Annotated in this window: 23 protein-coding genes; all 23 read right to left on the bottom strand. The window is 43.5% G+C overall.

Translation table 11 applies throughout. The annotated features are described in order from the left end of the window. Positions 1–440: 440 nt before the first annotated feature. Complete coding sequence (gene rplQ / locus L1077_RS22865; RefSeq protein WP_237139147.1) at positions 441–842, bottom strand: 50S ribosomal protein L17; 402 nt, start codon at positions 840–842, stop codon at positions 441–443. A 38-nt stretch (positions 843–880) separates the two neighbouring features. Then, entirely contained in the window at positions 881–1,867 is a 987-nt protein-coding gene (locus L1077_RS22860) for a DNA-directed RNA polymerase subunit alpha (protein WP_023401260.1), read from the bottom strand. Between the two features lie 24 nt (positions 1,868–1,891). Beyond that, entirely contained in the window at positions 1,892–2,512 is a 621-nt protein-coding gene (gene rpsD / locus L1077_RS22855; RefSeq protein WP_039611418.1) for a 30S ribosomal protein S4, read from the bottom strand. Positions 2,513–2,534: 22 nt separating this feature from the next. Next, positions 2,535–2,921: a 30S ribosomal protein S11 gene (gene rpsK / locus L1077_RS22850; RefSeq protein WP_010386935.1), complete on the bottom strand. Its 387-nt coding sequence runs from the start codon at positions 2,919–2,921 to the stop codon at positions 2,535–2,537. Positions 2,922–2,934: 13 nt separating this feature from the next. Then, positions 2,935–3,291: a 30S ribosomal protein S13 gene (gene rpsM, locus L1077_RS22845; protein WP_010378282.1), complete on the bottom strand. Its 357-nt coding sequence runs from the start codon at positions 3,289–3,291 to the stop codon at positions 2,935–2,937. Between the two features lie 129 nt (positions 3,292–3,420). After that, the gene (rpmJ, locus tag L1077_RS22840; protein WP_002959476.1) at positions 3,421–3,534 is read right to left on the bottom strand and encodes a 50S ribosomal protein L36; all 114 of its coding nucleotides are present in this window, start codon (positions 3,532–3,534) and stop codon (positions 3,421–3,423) included. A gap of 21 nt (positions 3,535–3,555) precedes the next feature. Continuing rightward, positions 3,556–4,884 (bottom strand): preprotein translocase subunit SecY, encoded by a 1,329-nt coding sequence (gene secY / locus L1077_RS22835; RefSeq protein ID WP_023401262.1) that lies wholly within the window; start codon positions 4,882–4,884, stop codon positions 3,556–3,558. A gap of 11 nt (positions 4,885–4,895) precedes the next feature. Beyond that, positions 4,896–5,330, bottom strand: a complete 435-nt coding sequence (gene rplO / locus L1077_RS22830) for a 50S ribosomal protein L15 (RefSeq protein WP_039611416.1) — start codon at positions 5,328–5,330, stop codon at positions 4,896–4,898. Positions 5,331–5,334: 4 nt separating this feature from the next. After that, entirely contained in the window at positions 5,335–5,514 is a 180-nt protein-coding gene (rpmD, locus tag L1077_RS22825; RefSeq protein WP_010378276.1) for a 50S ribosomal protein L30, read from the bottom strand. Positions 5,515–5,520: 6 nt separating this feature from the next. After that, positions 5,521–6,027, bottom strand: coding sequence for a 30S ribosomal protein S5 (gene rpsE / locus L1077_RS22820; protein ID WP_023401264.1), 507 nt, complete (start codon positions 6,025–6,027; stop codon positions 5,521–5,523). Positions 6,028–6,036: 9 nt separating this feature from the next. Further along, entirely contained in the window at positions 6,037–6,387 is a 351-nt protein-coding gene (rplR, locus tag L1077_RS22815; RefSeq protein WP_023401265.1) for a 50S ribosomal protein L18, read from the bottom strand. Positions 6,388–6,396: 9 nt separating this feature from the next. Continuing rightward, positions 6,397–6,927, bottom strand: a complete 531-nt coding sequence (rplF, locus tag L1077_RS22810) for a 50S ribosomal protein L6 (protein ID WP_023401266.1) — start codon at positions 6,925–6,927, stop codon at positions 6,397–6,399. 13 nt (positions 6,928–6,940) lie between these two features. After that, positions 6,941–7,333: a 30S ribosomal protein S8 gene (gene rpsH, locus L1077_RS22805; RefSeq protein WP_046357859.1), complete on the bottom strand. Its 393-nt coding sequence runs from the start codon at positions 7,331–7,333 to the stop codon at positions 6,941–6,943. A gap of 20 nt (positions 7,334–7,353) precedes the next feature. Further along, entirely contained in the window at positions 7,354–7,659 is a 306-nt protein-coding gene (gene rpsN, locus L1077_RS22800; RefSeq protein WP_023401268.1) for a 30S ribosomal protein S14, read from the bottom strand. Positions 7,660–7,669: 10 nt separating this feature from the next. After that, the gene (gene rplE / locus L1077_RS22795; RefSeq protein ID WP_010386945.1) at positions 7,670–8,209 is read right to left on the bottom strand and encodes a 50S ribosomal protein L5; all 540 of its coding nucleotides are present in this window, start codon (positions 8,207–8,209) and stop codon (positions 7,670–7,672) included. A gap of 15 nt (positions 8,210–8,224) precedes the next feature. Continuing rightward, entirely contained in the window at positions 8,225–8,539 is a 315-nt protein-coding gene (rplX, locus tag L1077_RS22790) for a 50S ribosomal protein L24 (protein WP_023401269.1), read from the bottom strand. A 10-nt stretch (positions 8,540–8,549) separates the two neighbouring features. Further along, positions 8,550–8,918 carry a 50S ribosomal protein L14 gene (rplN, locus tag L1077_RS22785; protein WP_039611414.1) on the bottom strand — a complete coding sequence of 123 codons (369 nt, stop codon included), beginning with the start codon at positions 8,916–8,918 and terminating at the stop codon, positions 8,550–8,552. 277 nt (positions 8,919–9,195) lie between these two features. Next, positions 9,196–10,026, bottom strand: a complete 831-nt coding sequence (locus L1077_RS22780) for a polysaccharide deacetylase family protein (protein ID WP_237139146.1) — start codon at positions 10,024–10,026, stop codon at positions 9,196–9,198. Positions 10,027–10,178: 152 nt separating this feature from the next. Beyond that, positions 10,179–11,753 carry a TonB-dependent receptor domain-containing protein gene (locus L1077_RS27650; protein ID WP_237139145.1) on the bottom strand — a complete coding sequence of 525 codons (1,575 nt, stop codon included), beginning with the start codon at positions 11,751–11,753 and terminating at the stop codon, positions 10,179–10,181. Continuing rightward, the gene (locus L1077_RS22770; protein WP_237139144.1) at positions 11,753–12,226 is read right to left on the bottom strand and encodes a Plug domain-containing protein; all 474 of its coding nucleotides are present in this window, start codon (positions 12,224–12,226) and stop codon (positions 11,753–11,755) included. The genes L1077_RS27650 and L1077_RS22770 overlap by 1 nt, the downstream gene beginning before the upstream one ends. An 18-nt stretch (positions 12,227–12,244) precedes the next feature. Then, positions 12,245–12,865 (bottom strand): hypothetical protein, encoded by a 621-nt coding sequence (locus L1077_RS22765; RefSeq protein WP_237139143.1) that lies wholly within the window; start codon positions 12,863–12,865, stop codon positions 12,245–12,247. A 170-nt stretch (positions 12,866–13,035) separates the two neighbouring features. Next, a complete protein-coding gene (locus L1077_RS22760; RefSeq protein WP_237139142.1) occupies positions 13,036–15,699 on the bottom strand; it encodes a family 20 glycosylhydrolase in 2,664 nt (887 codons plus the stop codon). A 535-nt stretch (positions 15,700–16,234) separates the two neighbouring features. Next, the gene (locus L1077_RS22755) at positions 16,235–17,023 is read right to left on the bottom strand and encodes an ATP-binding cassette domain-containing protein (protein WP_237139141.1); all 789 of its coding nucleotides are present in this window, start codon (positions 17,021–17,023) and stop codon (positions 16,235–16,237) included. Between the last annotated feature and the right edge of the window lie 239 nt (positions 17,024–17,262).

Below are 17,262 nucleotides of genomic sequence, written 5' to 3'. Positions count from 1 at the left end.
CTGCTGCGAAGTGGAGCGCCATATTAACCGCTTCACTTTTAAAGTCAACTAGAAAATTTAATTTATTTTCAATTAAGCTTTCAGTTTGGCTTTAACCTTCACTTTGCTTCTTGCTTTTGTGCGTGTTGCTCCGTGTCAGTGGGTGCGCATTATAGGGAGATCTGAATTTGGATCAAGTACTTTTTATAAAAAACTTATAAAAACACGCATTTCGAATAAAAAACAAACTAAACCTCCATTTTTTGTACATTAAAAGTACAAACCAGACCTTTTATCATAGCGGTTTCGTTCTTTTATTAGCTATATAAGCTAATAAAGGGAGGAATATTATGCTGCCGTGCTTAATGCTAAGAAAGGATTTTAGAAAAACTGTGATAATAGGAGTTTTTAAAAACAAAAAAGCCGAGCTAATGCTCGGCTTTCTCGTGTCTTATAAAGACTTACTCTGCAGACTGCGCGTCTTCTTGAACTTCTTCAGTCGCAACTGGGCGATCAAGTAGTTCAATATAAGCCATTGGTGCATTGTCACCTGTACGGAAGCCACACTTAAGAATACGAGTGTAACCACCTGGACGATCCGCGAAACGTGGACCGATCTCAGAGAACAATTTACCAACTACTTCTTTATCACGCGTGCGAGCAAACGCTAAACGACGGTTTGCTACGCTGTCAGTCTTAGCCAGTGTGATTAAAGGCTCAATTACACGGCGCAACTCTTTCGCTTTAGGCAAAGTTGTTTTGATGATTTCGTGCTTCACCAAAGAACCAGCCATGTTGCTGAACATCGCTTTGCGATGGCTGCTGTTACGGTTTAATTGACGACCACTCTTACGATGGCGCATGACCCTATCCTTCTAACTAAACTAATATAGTAATCTGATTATTCAGCTAGACTTGCAGGTGGCCAATTTTCTAGACGCATGCCTAGAGAAAGACCACGAGAAGCTAGCACGTCTTTAATCTCTGTTAGAGATTTCTTACCAAGGTTTGGCGTCTTAAGAAGCTCAACCTCAGTACGCTGTACCAGATCACCGATATATTGAATTTGCTCGGCTTTCAGACAGTTTGCAGAACGTACCGTTAGCTCTAAATCATCAACAGGACGAAGTAGAATCGGATCAAACTCCGGCTTCTCTTCTTTTTCTTCTGGCTCAGAAACATCACGCAAGTCTACAAACGCTTCTAGCTGTTCAGCTAGGATTGTAGATGCACGACGGATCGCTTCTTCAGGATCTAGTGTGCCATTAGTTTCCATATCGATAATTAGTTTATCTAAGTCAGTACGCTGCTCAACACGGGCTGATTCAACCGAGTACGCAATACGCTCAACTGGACTGAATGATGCATCTAGCAACAGACGACCAATTGGACGCTCATCGTCATCAGAGGATAAACGACTTGACGCCGGAACATAACCACGACCGCGCTCAACACGGATACGCATACTGATATCGCTATTGTCAGCAGTTAAGTGACAAATAACGTGCTCAGGATTAGCAATTGTTACATCGCCGTCGTGCTGGATGTCAGCCGCAGTCACAGGGCCTACACCAGACTTAGTCAGGGTAAGGAAAACTTCATCTTTACCTTCTAAAGTAACTGCTAAACCTTTAAGGTTTAACAGGATTTCAATGATGTCTTCTTGTACGCCTTCTTTCGCGCTGTACTCGTGTAATACACCGTCGATCTCTACTTCTGTCACAGCACAACCCGGCATAGACGAAAGAAGAATACGACGTAAAGCATTACCTAAAGTGTGACCAAAGCCACGCTCTAGAGGCTCTAAAACTACTTTAGAACGGGTTGAGTTGATAGCGTCGATATCGACTAATCTTGGTTTTAGGAATTCGGTTACAGAACCCTGCATTTTATCCTCTCTTAACTCTTAACTTTACTTCGAGTAAAGTTCGACGATTAGTTGTTCATTAATGTCCGCAGACAGATCAGAACGCTCAGGTAGGCGCTTGAAAGTACCTTCCATTTTCTTACCGTCAACTTCAATCCAAGTTGGCTTTTCGCGTTGCTCAGCCAACTCTAGAGCAGCGATGATACGCGCTTGCTTCTTAGACTTCTCACGGATTACTACTACATCTTCTGGAGTAATAACGAAAGAAGGAATGTTCACAACACGACCATTAACCATAATCGCTTTGTGGCTTACTAGCTGACGTGCTTCAGCACGTGTGCTTGCAAAACCCATGCGATATACAACATTGTCTAGACGTTGCTCTAGAAGCTGTAACAAGTTTTCACCTGTGTTACCTTTAAGGCGAGCAGCTTCTTTATAGTAGTTGCGGAATTGCTTTTCAAGTACACCGTAGATACGACGAACTTTTTGCTTTTCACGTAACTGTAAACCGTAGTCAGATAGACGACCTTTACGTGCGCCGTGCTGACCAGGTGCTGTTTCTAGTTTACACTTAGAGTCAATTGCTCTTACGCCGCTTTTAAGGAACAGGTCAGTACCTTCACGACGACTCAGCTTGAGCTTAGGGCCCAAATATCTTGCCATGTTCTTTCTCCTAACCTATTAATTATACGCGACGTTTCTTCGGTGGACGACAACCATTATGTGGGATTGGCGTCACGTCAGTGATGTTTGTGATACGGAAACCAGCAGCATTCAATGCACGTACAGCAGACTCACGGCCTGGACCTGGACCTTTAATGAATACTTCTAGGTTCTTAAGACCATACTCTTGTGCAGCAGTACCTGCGCGCTCAGCAGCAACCTGTGCAGCGAACGGAGTAGACTTACGAGAACCACGGAAACCTGAACCACCCGCAGTCGCCCAAGAAAGAGCATTACCTTGACGGTCAGTGATGGTCACAATAGTGTTGTTGAAAGAAGCATGAACGTGAGCCATACCGTCAACAACTTGCTTTTTGACCTTTTTACGACGAATTGGTGCTTTTGCCATAACTTACCCCACCTTATTTCTTGATAGGCTTGCGTGGACCCTTACGAGTACGCGCGTTAGTCTTAGTACGTTGACCACGTAGTGGTAACGAACGACGGTGACGTAAGCCACGGAAACAACCAAGGTCCATAAGACGTTTGATGTTTAGTGTTACTTCACGACGAAGATCACCTTCAACAGTGTACTTGCCAACTTCTTCACGAAGGATGTCAAGAGTTTCGTCGTTTAACTCGCCGATTTTAGTAGTTTCAGCGATACCTGTCGCAGCTAAGATAGCCTTAGCGCGAGTTTTACCTACACCATAGATGCTTGTTAAACCAATAACAGCATGCTTATGGTCAGGAACGTTAATGCCTGCGATACGGGCCACTAACATATCTCCTATAAATAAACCTGATTATCATCTTGTTGGAAAGCCCGTACAGGATACCCAACCGACATTCAAGTTTTACCAATGAAACAGGCTAAGTGATTAACTTAGCCTGCACGACTAGATTTCTTAGCCTTGCCTTTGCTTGTGCTTAGGCTCACTGCAGATCACACGTACTACACCAGCACGTTTGATAACTTTACAGTTACGGCAAATTTTCTTAACGGAAGCACGTACTTTCATAACTCAACTCCGTAACAGACCCTATCGGCCGTAGCCTTTAAGGTTTGCTTTTTTCAGCACAGAATCATATTGATGTGACATCAAATGAGTCTGTACTTGTGCCATAAAGTCCATGATAACAACAACGATAATCAAAATTGATGTACCGCCGAAGTAGAATGGCGTTTGCCATGCCATGGTCATAAACTCGGGCACCAGACAGATAAAGGTAATGTACATTGCACCTGCCAATGTCAGGCGTGTCATCACTTTATCAATGTATTTAGACGTCTGCTCACCTGGGCGATAACCTGGAATAAATGCGCCAGATTTTTTCAAATTATCTGCTGTTTCACGTGGGTTAAACACCAACGCTGTGTAGAAAAAGCAGAAGAAAATAATCGCTGCGGCTAGTACCATTGCGTACAGAGGCTGACCTGGGGTCAACACAGCTGACACTGCTTGTAGTGCATCAGCAAGTGGACCTTCACCTTGGCCGAACCAGCTTGCAATTGTACCAGGGAACAGAATGATGCTGCTAGCAAATATTGGTGGAATAACCCCTGCCATGTTCACTTTCAATGGTAAGTGCGTACTCTGCGCTGCAAAAACCTGACGGCCTTGCTGACGTTTCGCATAGTTAACGACAATACGACGTTGACCACGCTCAAAGAATACTACCATGTAAGTTACCGCGACAACGATAAACGCAATAAGTGCTAAGATAAAGACATTCAAATCGCCTTGGCGCGCCATTTCTGCTGTCGAACCGATTGCAGACGGCAGGTTAGCTACAATACCAACAAATATCAGTACTGAGATACCGTTACCGATACCACGTTCTGTAATTTGTTCGCCCAGCCACATCAGGAACATAGTACCAGTTACTAAACTCACCACTGCGGTGAAGTAGAAACCGAAACCAGGATTCACAACCAAGCCTTGCATCATATTTGGCAGGTTAGTTGCGATACCGATCGACTGTATTGTAGCAAGCACGAGCGTACCGTAACGCGTGTACTGACTGATCTTCTTACGACCTTGCTCACCCTCTTTTTTCAGCTCTATCATCGCAGGATGTATGTGCGTTAATAGCTGCATGATAATCGAGGCTGAGATATAAGGCATAATACCCAGCGCAAGTACAGATGCACGCTCAAGCGCACCACCACTGAACATGTTAAACATGGCAAAGATGGTGCCCTTTTGTTGCTCGAAGAACTCGGCAAGTACAGCGGCGTCAATCCCAGGGATAGGCACGAATGAACCTAAACGGTAAATAATGATGGCACCCAATACGAATAGTAATCGGCGCTTCAACTCCGCAAGCCCACTTTGTGCGCTTTGCATATCTTGACCTGGTTTAGCCATAGTGTACTTCCTTAGTCTTCTACCTTGCCTCCGGCAGCTTCGATAGCTTCGCGAGCACCTTTAGACACTTTAATGCCTTTAACAGTAACTGCGCGTGAAACTTCGCCAGATTTAACAACTTTAACGAACTGAATGTTCTTCTTAACGATACCAGCTGCTTGTAGTGTGCTTAGCTCTACCACGTCGCCTTCAACCTTCGCGATTTCGAAAAGGTTAACTTCAGCAGATACTAGTGATTTGCGTGAAGTGAAGCCAAACTTTGGTAGACGGCGTTGCATAGGCATTTGACCGCCTTCAAAACCAACACGTACTTTACCGCCAGAACGCGACTTTTGACCTTTGTGACCACGACCACCAGTCTTACCTAGACCAGAGCCGATACCACGACCAACGCGCTTACCAGCAGTTTTTGAACCTGCAGCAGGAGAAAGTGTATTCAATTGCATCGAATTAGCCCTCAACCTTAACCATGTAAGAAACTTGGTTGATCATACCACGTACTGCTGGAGTATCTTCTAGCTCAACAGTATGGTTGATACGACGTAAACCAAGGCCACGTAATGTAGCTTTATGCTTCGGTAAACGACCGATTGAGCTACGTACTTGTGTTACTTTAACTGTGTTTGCCATGGTTTCTTACCCCAAGATTTCATCTACGCTAAGACCACGTTTCGCAGCGATCTTCTCTGGAGAGTTCATGTTCTCTAGAGCAGAAATTGTTGCGCGAACGATGTTGATCGGGTTAGTAGAACCGTATGCTTTTGAAAGTACGTTCTGTACACCAGCTACTTCTAGTACTGCACGCATCGCACCACCGGCGATGATACCTGTACCTTCAGATGCAGGCTGCATGTATACTTTAGAACCCGCGTGGCGACCCTTGATTGGGTGCTGTAGCGTGTGACCGTTAAGATCAACATTTACCATGTTACGGCGTGCTTTTTCCATTGCTTTTTGAATCGCAGCTGGAACTTCGCGTGCTTTACCGTAACCAAAACCTACTTTACCTGCGCCATCACCAACTACAGTTAGTGCAGTGAAGCTAAAGATACGACCACCTTTAACCACTTTAGACACACGGTTTACCGCGATTAGCTTTTCAGCCAAATCAGGCTGTTGTTGCTTTGCTTCTACGTTAGCCATTGTCTACTCCTAGAATTGCAGACCGGCTTCACGCGCTGCATCAGCAAGCGCCTTCACACGGCCGTGATATTTAAAGCCACTGCGGTCAAAAGCAAGCTTTTCGATGCCTTTGTCTGCCGCGCGTTCAGCAACTGCTTTACCAACTGCTTGTGCAGCTTCGATGTTGCCAGTGCCTTTAACTGTTTCAGCAATTGCTTTTTCAACAGTAGAAGCAGCAGCCAGTACAATACCCTCAACGTTTACGATTTGAGCGTATATGTGACGTGGCGTGCGGTGGATAACAAGACGCGTTGTGCCTTGTTCGATAATATTTCTACGAGTGCGCTTAGCACGACGTAGACGAGCTGTTTTCTTATCCATCGTCTTACCTTACTTCTTCTTAGCCTCTTTACGACGCACGTGCTCATCAGCGTAACGTACACCTTTACCTTTATAAGGCTCTGGTTCACGGTATGAGCGGATGTTTGCAGCAGTTTGACCAACTAGCTGCTTGTCTGCGCCTTTAACAACGATTTCAGTCTGGCTTGGAGCTTCGATAGTGATACCCGCTGGGATCTCGAAGTTCACTGGGTGTGAGAAGCCAAGAGTTAAGTCTAAAACTTTACCCTTAACTGCAGCACGGTAACCAACACCGACTAGTTGTAGTTTCTTTTCAAAACCTTCGTTAACGCCGATGATCATGTTGTTGATCAGAGCGCGTGCAGTACCAGCTTGAGCCCAAGCATTTGCTACTTCACGAGGTGCTGTAGTGATAACGTTGTCGTTAAGAACAACTTCAACTGCGTCGTTAAGAACGCGAGTCAATTCACCGTTTTTACCTTTAACTTTGATTTCCTGGCCGTTAATTGCAACTTCAACACCGGCAGGAACAGCAATAGGAGCCTTCGCAATACGAGACATAGTTCCCCTCCGATTAAGCTACAAAGCCAATGATTTCACCACCAACACCAGCGGTACGCGCAGCGCGGTCTGTCATCAGGCCTTTAGAAGTTGATACGATAGCGATACCTAGACCACCCATTACCTTCGGTAATTCGTCACGTTTCTTGTAGATACGTAGACCAGGGCGGCTAACACGCTGGATGCTTTCGATAACAGCTTTGCCTTCGAAGTACTTAAGTTCGATAGTCAATTCTGCTTTTACGTCGCCTGATACTGAATAACCAGTGATGAAACCTTCGTTTTTCAGTACGTCAGCAACAGCTACTTTCAGCTTTGAAGTTGGCATTGTTACTTCTACCTTCTTCGCAGACTGACCGTTACGGATGCGTGTAAACAAATCCGCGATTGGATCTTGCAAGCTCATGTCTTACTCCCGTGATTCTATTACCAAGAAGCCTTTTTAAGGCCAGGAATTTCACCGCGCATAGCTGCTTCGCGAACTTTGATACGGCTTAGGCCGAACTTGCGAAGGTAACCATGTGGGCGGCCCGTAATGTTACAACGATTACGTTGACGTGAAGGGCTAGAATCACGCGGTAAAGACTGAAGCTTTAATACCGCGTCCCAACGCTCATCATCAGATGTTTTAACATCGCTGATGATAGCTTTAAGTGCAGCACGCTTTTCTGCGTACTGTGCAACTAATTTAGCACGTTTTACGTCACGCGCTTTCATTGAATTCTTTGCCATAACCCTACCCTTACTTTTTGAATGGGAAGTTGAACGCTTCTAATAACGCACGGCCTTCATCATCTGTTTTCGCAGAAGTAGTGATTGTGATATCCATACCGCGAACACGGTCTACTTTATCATAATCAATTTCTGGGAAGATGATTTGCTCACGTACGCCCATAGAGTAGTTACCGCGACCGTCAAAAGACTTTGCGCTAACACCGCGGAAGTCACGAATACGTGGCATCGCGATTGAGACTAAACGCTCAAGGAAATCCCACATACGCTCGCCGCGTAGGGTTACTTTACAGCCAATTGGGTAACCTTCACGGATCTTAAAGCCAGCAACTGATTTGCGTGCTTTAGTCACTAGAGGCTTCTGACCAGAGATTGCTTCTAGATCTGCAACAGCATTTTCTAGAATTTTCTTGTCAGCTAGGGCTTCGCCCACACCCATGTTAAGTGTGATCTTCTCGATCTGAGGGACTTGCATGACAGAGCTGTAACCGAACTTTTCAAAAAGCTCTTTTACTACTTTGTCTTTGTACACTTCATGCAGTTTCGCCATCGTCTACTCCAACTATTAAATAGTTTTGCCAGTAGACTTGAAGAAACGGACTTTTTTACCGTCTTCAAATCTAAAACCAACACGATCTGCTTTGCCAGTTTCGGCATTGAAAATCGCTACATTTGATACGTCGACAGACGCTTCTTTCTCAACAATACCGCCAGCTTGCTGTAGTTGTGGTACAGGCTTCTGGTGTTTCTTGATGATATTTACGCCTTCAACAAATACACGACCAGTCTCAGTTACAACTGAAAGCACTTTACCGCGCTTACCTTTGTCTTTACCGGCTAGTACGATTACTTCGTCATCACGACGGATTTTTGCTGCCATGATCGACTCCTTATAGTACTTCTGGTGCTAGTGAAACGATTTTCATGAACTTTTCGTTACGTAGTTCACGCGTCACAGGGCCGAAGATACGAGTACCAATTGGCTGATGGCTATCATTTAAGATAACAGCCGCATTGCTATCGAAACGGATTAAAGAGCCGTCTGGACGACGAACGCCTTTTTTAGTACGCACTACTACTGCGTTTTTAACATCACCTTTCTTCACTTTGCCGCGAGGAATAGCTTCTTTAACAGAAACTTTAATGATGTCACCAACACGCGCGTAGCGACGGTGCGAACCACCAAGGACTTTAATACACTGCACTTTGCGAGCGCCGCTGTTATCAGCAACGTCCAGCTGAGTTTGCATTTGGATCATTGTCTATGCTCCGGTGTAGTTAACATTTACTTAGATTTTGTATAAAACCTAAGCATTTAGATTAAATTCCACTCAAAAAACGAAGCTTTCGTCTTTCAAGGGCGGGGAATTGTAACAGCAAAGTTCAGCCAAAGATAGTTCAATTTTTAATTAATTTATCAATTTGCCATATCTGCTATCACCGTCTTCTTTCATATGAGGGCGGTGAAGCGGAAAACAAGTCTAATGAATAAATTTTAAACCTTTGTTACAGTTTAAAAAATAGCCACACATTGATTTATCTATGCTTTTCAATGTAGGTTGCAATCTCATCGACCGTTGCCAACCAATATCCATTTTTGGGGTCTTTTAAGTAGACAATCAGCGCATCTAAGGCTGCTTTATCCGTGGTATAAAGGCCTTTTTTCCCGACTTCATGCCCAGCTAAAATAATCCATTTATTATTTTCTTTAAGCATATCTAGCAGCGCTTTAATTTCTACAAAGCTCATCCCGTCCATTCGATTGCCAGCCAGCTGTGCAAAATCGGTATAAGTTGGATTATTCCCCGTCTCATCTAGCCAAGTACGTCCAGTTTTAAATAGCTCGGCAATGAGCGGCACATAGCTTTTTACTTCTTTGCCCCGACCAACAAAAGTGTTTCCGCAAGGGTATGCAAATGAGCGCGGTTCGACATCGAGTTTCTCTTTCATGTAGGTCGTTGTGGCTTCAATATCTTGTCTTAACCAGGCTAAGTCAACCTGCTCAAGCCCCAGATCATCTTTTCTTAGCCATGCGAAGTTGCCTGTGCACAAATGAGAACTCGTATGATTACCTAATTCATGCCCATTTTTTGCGGCTTTTTTCCAGCCATCCAATCGCTCATCAACAAATTTTGGATTTACATAAAAAGTCCCTTTCACATTATGCTTATCTAAAATGGGAATACCGACATCGACTTGACTATTTCGTGCATCATCAAAGGTCAATGACACAGCATATCGTGCACCATTTGGATATGTAAAATCAGACGTTACTACATTTGTTTGTTGGGTTGCTGCACAGCTGCTCACTGACAAAGTCAATAAAGTCAAAGTGGTAAGTTTTTTAATGGCATTCATAGTACACATATCCTTTTCCATTTCTGGTTAATTTAAGTCACTCGCTACGCAGTGTGCGTAGTGGCCATGTTATCTACCATGAAGAAACAGTGAAGGTATTCTTATTTTCTATTTAACAAACATAAGTCAATGATATTATTTGTTTTATAAAAACACCCTATCTAAAAGTTGTACCATACTGACAAGCGATAGTCCGCTTTATGCGTACGGTCAGCTACTTCATAACCAGATATTATTGCTTGTTCATAAAAAGTACGTTCACGTCTAAATCGACCGGTATTCATATGCGTTACTTCAAAACGTACTTTAAAACGATGAATCCAAGACGATTCAATAAACCCTTTCAATCGTTTATTGCCATGCACAATCAGCGTTTCATATGGATAGTAAACCGGTTCTGTATAATCCCCCCAATACTCGAGCCCCCATGAACTTTTGAGGTGCGGGATATCATGACGGAACTGCATCCACAGCCAATCATCTAAGTAGTTGCTTAACCGTTCACTGCGCCCATGTGGATTGCTGTAATGTGAATTAGTATGCTCATAGGACACCTCAAAGAGCGCATTATCTAGAATGGGGGCTAAGTCAATCGCTAAGCCTATCGTACTGCCCCAATACTCTCCATCCCCTGCATTGCCTATCGCACTGCTGGTGTCCGTAATCGCGATGTGCTCCAACACATCTTTTCGCCATTGATACAGTAACTCTACTTTCAAATTGCTGCGTTTTGAAAAATACCACTGATACTGCGCTGAGACTTCGGTGGTCTGTTGCGGGCGTAACTGCGTGTTCCCAGCTTGACCTCTTTCATCTAACGGGTCAACGCTACGTGCAAAATCCGAAAAATCAAGCTGGCCCACGCGATGTTCAGCCGCAGTACTTAGGCTTTGGTTTTCTGCAAGCTGCCAGTCTGCCTTGAGTCTTGGCTTCAAAAAAGAGAGGGATTGCTCACTGTTTTCTTGTGCAGATACATCAATACGTGAGCTTTCATAAGTTATCCCCACTTCACTGGTGAGGCTCTCATTCACTTGATAACTGACACTGCCAAATAGCTCAGCTCTGAGCTCACTGACATCAGTACGGTCCATATTATGCTCGCCAGATTGTAATACCGATGATTGCATTCTGTTCTCTACTAACTCAATACCAAATTGAGGTGTGAAGTGACCTATTGGAGATAGTTCAATGCTGCTTCTCAATATGAGTTCTGTTTTCAACTCATTTTGATGCCATGTAGAGTGAGCAAGCGCAGTCGGAAAAAAGGCATCTTTGTTGGCAAATGTTTTGTCTTCAATGACCCAAATAACCATATTTTGCCACCGATGACTCGCCCGTTTAATGAGCCAATCTATACCTAGCTCTACAATATCCGTTGTATTTTCTACTTCAAGTTCTCGAATTAAATGCAGCGCTTCAGTACTTGACTGCATATCATCATATCTAGCAGTTTCACCCAGATACTTTTCACGGCTCACTTTGCTTGTCAGCATAGTTTCAGTGTCTGTATCTATTTGGCTCAATTGAGCCGTCAATTTAAACTCTTTCGTGGATTCATCGAGCACTTCCGAAGCTTTTGCGATGACTTTTTTTTGCTCATCTCGCTGTGTGATTAGTGCAGTGCGATAACCAGGGGTATTATTTGCTTGAATACCCAGTGATGCCTCCCACCCCAACAATGGCGTTGTTAATTGCAATGCGACTTTTGGCTTTATACTGCCGTCATGAAACTGCACTAGCTCCCCTTGCACATTTCCGATGTTTCTAAATCAAGCGAAATCACATCAGCAACCACTGCGTTACCGGCCGCAACTGACGGAATTTGACTCCCCCGATAAATTCGGATCTGTTGTACAGAAGCAGCTGGCAGACGATTTAACACGTTGCTGAGTTTTTCAGATTTAACAACTGGGCGAGCGCCATTAATTAAAACATTCCCAACATTCGCGCCAAAGCCACGCGCAGAACTCGTATTCTGAAATGAAAAACCAGGCAAGCGATAAATCATATCCAAGGCTGTTTGTGGGTGGTACTGCTCAAAGAAAGCACGGTCAAATACCTGACTTTCAAGTGCAGGTACTTCCTCAGCTCTTATTTCTGGGACTAAAAACATCATGCTTAACATAGACATGAACAGTGAAAGTATATTTCTTGTTCGGTACATTCTCTTTTCTGTCGCTCGATATGCGGTTGTATCACGTTCTAACAATGTATTTCCTGTATTGAGTCAATCTGATGATATGTGCGCCTGCACCGCTTGGGACTGGATGCTGTGTTCACTGTATTGGTTCGGCTTCACCTCAAAGCCAAGCTGCTTATCTTGTGCATGATGTTTTGCTAAAAAGAACTCTTTTGTGCAGAAAAAAGTGTTACTTTGCATATAAGAACAGGATTCTGCTGACACAAAGGCACCGCCTTGGACCCCCCCTATCGCGTCTAATTTATTATTTTTTAAATAATAGAGTTGCAAACTAAGCCACTCATTCGATATCCAAGCACACGCTTCTGAGCAGACAACGACATAGTCACAATTAATTGCTAATGCCAACCGTTCTGGCGTCTGAGTACTCAAATTCATCGGAAAATCAAAAGGTAATAGACGCACTGTAAAACTTGCTTGTTGAGATACATCACACTGTAGTGAGGGTGGGTGGCATATCACAACTTCCATAGGGCATAGAGACTGATTTTCTAACATACTTAAAACCTTCTTGAGCTCTGAGCACTGCTCAATTACACAAATACAGGTGATGTCCATCTCATCATGATATGTAGTTAGCTCTTTATCTATGCCAAATAGCGCATTATCTTCCGGCTCAGTTTGTCCCTGTATAACTCGACTGATCATACAAAATGCTCTTGATGGTTATGGGCTACCGCAATAACAGATAGACGCCAAAATATGAAGGGATGCCATTGGGCAATTTTAATTGTTATCTATGTATATGATGACCACAGCCACTTATTGCGCTAGAAAGAATTGGGAAGCACCATAGGAACTCGGAGCCTCCCAGCAACTTAAAATCGGGCAGTGCCAGTTATGTCGGCAAACTCGATTCTACCAGGGCGTCGCCTATCGGGAGAAAGTGCTCGTAGCTCAACCTCTGCTCCGGCTTTCAACGTCAATGGCTGATCATACTCTCGCCACTCTCCTTGATTGACTCTGTACTGAATTGGTAACCCAGGAATAATCGTAGAGGCATGCAACCTATTGTCTATCACCTTGCTCACCACATTCGGGATCCGATAAAAAACACCCAATCGATCAAACTTTTCAAGTTCTTTATGTCCAACGGCATGAATGAAGTCTTGCCACTGTTGATCTCGCTGTGCACGCATATGGGCAGTTAGGAACCCTGTTGTGTGGTCATATTTTTCACCCGCATAGTTATAAGGTACTTCCCACTGTGCTCGGTGCCATGCTTTCTCTGCCAGCGCTAACAACCGAGGAAATAGCATGTACTCAGCTAGGTGGTCTTTTCGCACAACCTCAGACCACAGGTGACCTTGGATCCCCGTAACACGGAAACCTTCAGGAAGTGGTTGATGAGTAAACTGACCATTTTCATCTACTTGCGTGCGATCATCAGCCACATAGTTTCTGCCTATGGTGTCTTTTTTAACTTCTGCATTAGCTGGTAAGTTATCAGGCATAAACTCAAAAATTGTTTTGCTATTTGTTCTTCTCGCCCCCCATTTATAGCCACTCTCTTTTGGGTCTAACTCATAGGGAAAATCTAAGTAAGTGACATCCGGTGTTGATAAAATAATGTCCCAACCCCGTCTGGCATGAGCACTCACAACCTTGTGGGCATTTTGCGGTAATGTTGCCCAGACATACGACGCCACTTTACGTGGCATCTTGTCCTGTCTCGTTTCAGAAAGGCCATCATTCCAACCAGCAACCTCAATACCTTTTTTAGCAATCATTGCCGACACTCGCTCAATAAAGTAGCCCGTCAACTCTTCCACTTCATGTACATCATTGGACTTATCAGCAATGAACTTTTTACAGGCTGGCGACTCGACCCATGCCCCAGCAGTTTCATCTGCACCAATATGATAGATATTTAACGGTGAGCCCGCTTTTTTATGTTGCGCAGCCACTTCTGAAATCACCTTATCAACAAATGCATAAGTTGACTCCATACAAACATTTAATGTGTTGTCGTTGTAGTGCTGAATTGAGCGGTATTCGGTCACATCTTGCGGATCACTGACTAAGTACTGGCGCGCAGCGTCATGTTTACCTTTTTTGGTGAGCGTGTAAAAGCGTTTCTCCATGGCTTTGACTGCTGCACGCGAATGGCCTGGCATGTCTAACGAAGGAATAATTTCAATATGATGTTGCTTTGCAAAATTCAAGATCTCTTGATAATCAGCAATAGAATAATAACCGTCTCTATCGGTATTAATTGCCGACCCCAATTGAGGCTGTAAACAATGCTTATCATCCAAATCGATACATCGATGTGATGATAACGCTGTCAATTCAGGTAAACCCGGGATCTCAATGCGCCACCCTTCATCATCTGCGAGATGAAAATGCAGCTTATTAAGCTTATAAGCAGACATTTTACTGAGTAACCGCAATACAAACCCTTTAGAACGGAAGTTACGCGCCACATCCAAGTGCAAGCCCCGATAATCATAGCGTGGTTTATCAACCACGCTTACCGCAGGCACCTGCATAGAGTCCAGTGACAGCAAACTCGCCACCGACTGTAATCCATAAAATGCGCCGGTACTATCTTGCGCTTCAATCTGTATTTTCCCTCCTTGAGTGCTGAGCTGATACGCCCCGCTATGACCTTGTTGCTTGCCACGCACAATGATATTTACTGCAACGCCATTGTACGTTTGCTTAACCCCTAACGCATCTAGGCGCTTTAGGGCAGCTGCCACATCACCATACTCCAACCCAGATAGCTGTAATTTAATACCGCGACTCAAATTAAGTGGCGCCTCACCGCTAAACACCTTCATTGCATCAGGCGTTGGCACAATTGCATGCGCAACAGCATCAACTAAATAATCGTCGATTTTATAATTTTCAAATAAGGCAGCTGAGGTAAAGTTTGCATATTGATCATCAGGATGAGATTGCATCACACTGGTTTTGGCACTGACCGCTGCATAAGGCTTTATTTCTAATCTTGTATCCTGCTCAATGTATGATTGGGTGCTTTTTATCACTTTTGGCTCAAGACCCTGTGCGGTGAGTATATAGTTGGGCATCAACTCACCTTCATTAAGCAGTGAACTGGCGACCCAAAATTCAATAACTTGGCTCTTCCCTGCTTCGAATCCAGTAAATGCGTTACTTGGTGCGATGTGGTTTAGGTCACCATTGAAGTGACGTAATGTCAGCTGCTCGCTTTTACTTTGCGTCGCTGGATACACTTGGCTATACAGGATTTTCCAACCATCTACCTTTGCAGTAAACGGACTCGTGATTTCAATTTGTGCGTGATAACAAAATTCAGCCGTAGAACCTGGACATTGCTCAGGCATATTACTGAGTAAGCGATACTTCACATCGAGGGTATCAGCAAGCTGATTCAGTTGCTGCTGATTTATTTGTACTAGGCTGGTGCTGGCCCAAGTTTGGCCAGCTATTACCATGGCCGGTAATAACGCAACCAAAGTGCGCGCCGTTAATGCTTTTTTGTTCTCATGCATAAGTCCTATCCTGCTGTTCATTATAATTAAAACATTAAGTTGGTTAAAAATTAGCTAAAACATCTCAATTTAGAACTTTTATAAACCTGTTTCAATTTCGAAACATTCATATAGACAGAAATAATTTACCTAAACACAATAGCTGAATATTCAATGTTTAAGAGGCGTAGTACAACAAAGAAGATTGAGTGATTAACTATCATAAGCCTCTCCTATCGCCTAACACATGAATAGAAAATAAAAAGTGAGTCGATTAAAACAGACCAAGCATGACACCTTACAGAAAGAAAAATGACATAAATGTAAACCTGCGCTTTCTTATTCTAAAAATTAGTGAGCAATTGGAAAGACTGGACTTTTATTATCCAGTTTATAGGTCAGTATAATATTTTTACTACAAGCCAGTCATACTGTGGCATACAGAATTACATTCGCTTTTTCATGAATGGCCTACACTGCCAAGAGTAAGCTGTGATTACCATGCGTATCTCATTCCAACATGACATTTATTCATTTTTACCTGTCACCTAATCGTTTAAATCGTCTCTGCGTAACACTGTAATGATTGTTCAGCCAAGTGCATGTCATTATCAAGTACCAATCTTCCTCCTTCCATCACCAATGCCCTTTCACAATAGAGCGAAAGATCTGTAATTGAATGACTTGATAACAAAACGGTCAATTTATCCTCTGCTGCTAAATGCTGTATTGCACGCATAATTGCTCGCTGTGATAAATAATCCAACCCTGCAATCGGTTCATCTAAAAACAACACTTCTGGACTATGTAGCAGTGCAGCGATCAGCTCCATTTTTATGCGCTCACACATAGAAAGGCGTCGTACTTGAATGCCCAATAAATGCGTCACTTGCAAAAATTCAGACAAATAAGACAGCCGCCGTTTATAAACAGGAATGGGGATCTCATAAATGCTTTGGCATAAATTGAAACTATCCATCGCAGGTAAATCCGGCCAAACCTGAAAGCTCTGCCCCATAAAATATGAACATCGTTTTTTAAACGCTGCTTTGTGTATACAGGGAGACTGGCCAAAAACAGTGATATGCCCTTGAGTCGGGTTGATCATCCCAGATAGCATCTTCATCGTTGTGGTTTTTCCTGCCCCATTTTGGCCAACCACTGCCACGGTCTGACCGCGAGCAATATCAAAAGAAACCCCTTTAACGGCTTCTGTGTATTCAATTTCTCGGTGAAAAAGATTTTTTAAGGAGGCTGATAGCCCAAGAGGCTTGCGATAGCCTTGGTAAGTTTTACTCACGCTCTTCACTTGGATCACCGCCCTATCACTCTTTAGTCGCATCATCTCGCCCCTAAACAGTATCGAGTGGCCGTGTAGCGCATGTAATAAAGAACACAGATTAAATTGATAACACCTAACAAATCATGAGTAATAAGCATGGTCTACATGTTTATCTATTTTGGGAATATGCCTAATAGCATTAAACAATAGCTGTATACTTTTCAATCAAAAATATTACATGTACACAGTACTATTCGCAATTATCAAATTCCCGATGACTTATCGTTTTAGATAACTGAGAC

Source organism: Pseudoalteromonas luteoviolacea, from assembly GCF_021654285.1.
Classification (GTDB): Bacteria; Pseudomonadota; Gammaproteobacteria; order Enterobacterales; family Alteromonadaceae; genus Pseudoalteromonas; species Pseudoalteromonas luteoviolacea_J.
The sequence above is the reverse complement of the archived record's forward strand: the minus strand, read 5'-3'. Positions and strand labels throughout refer to the sequence as shown.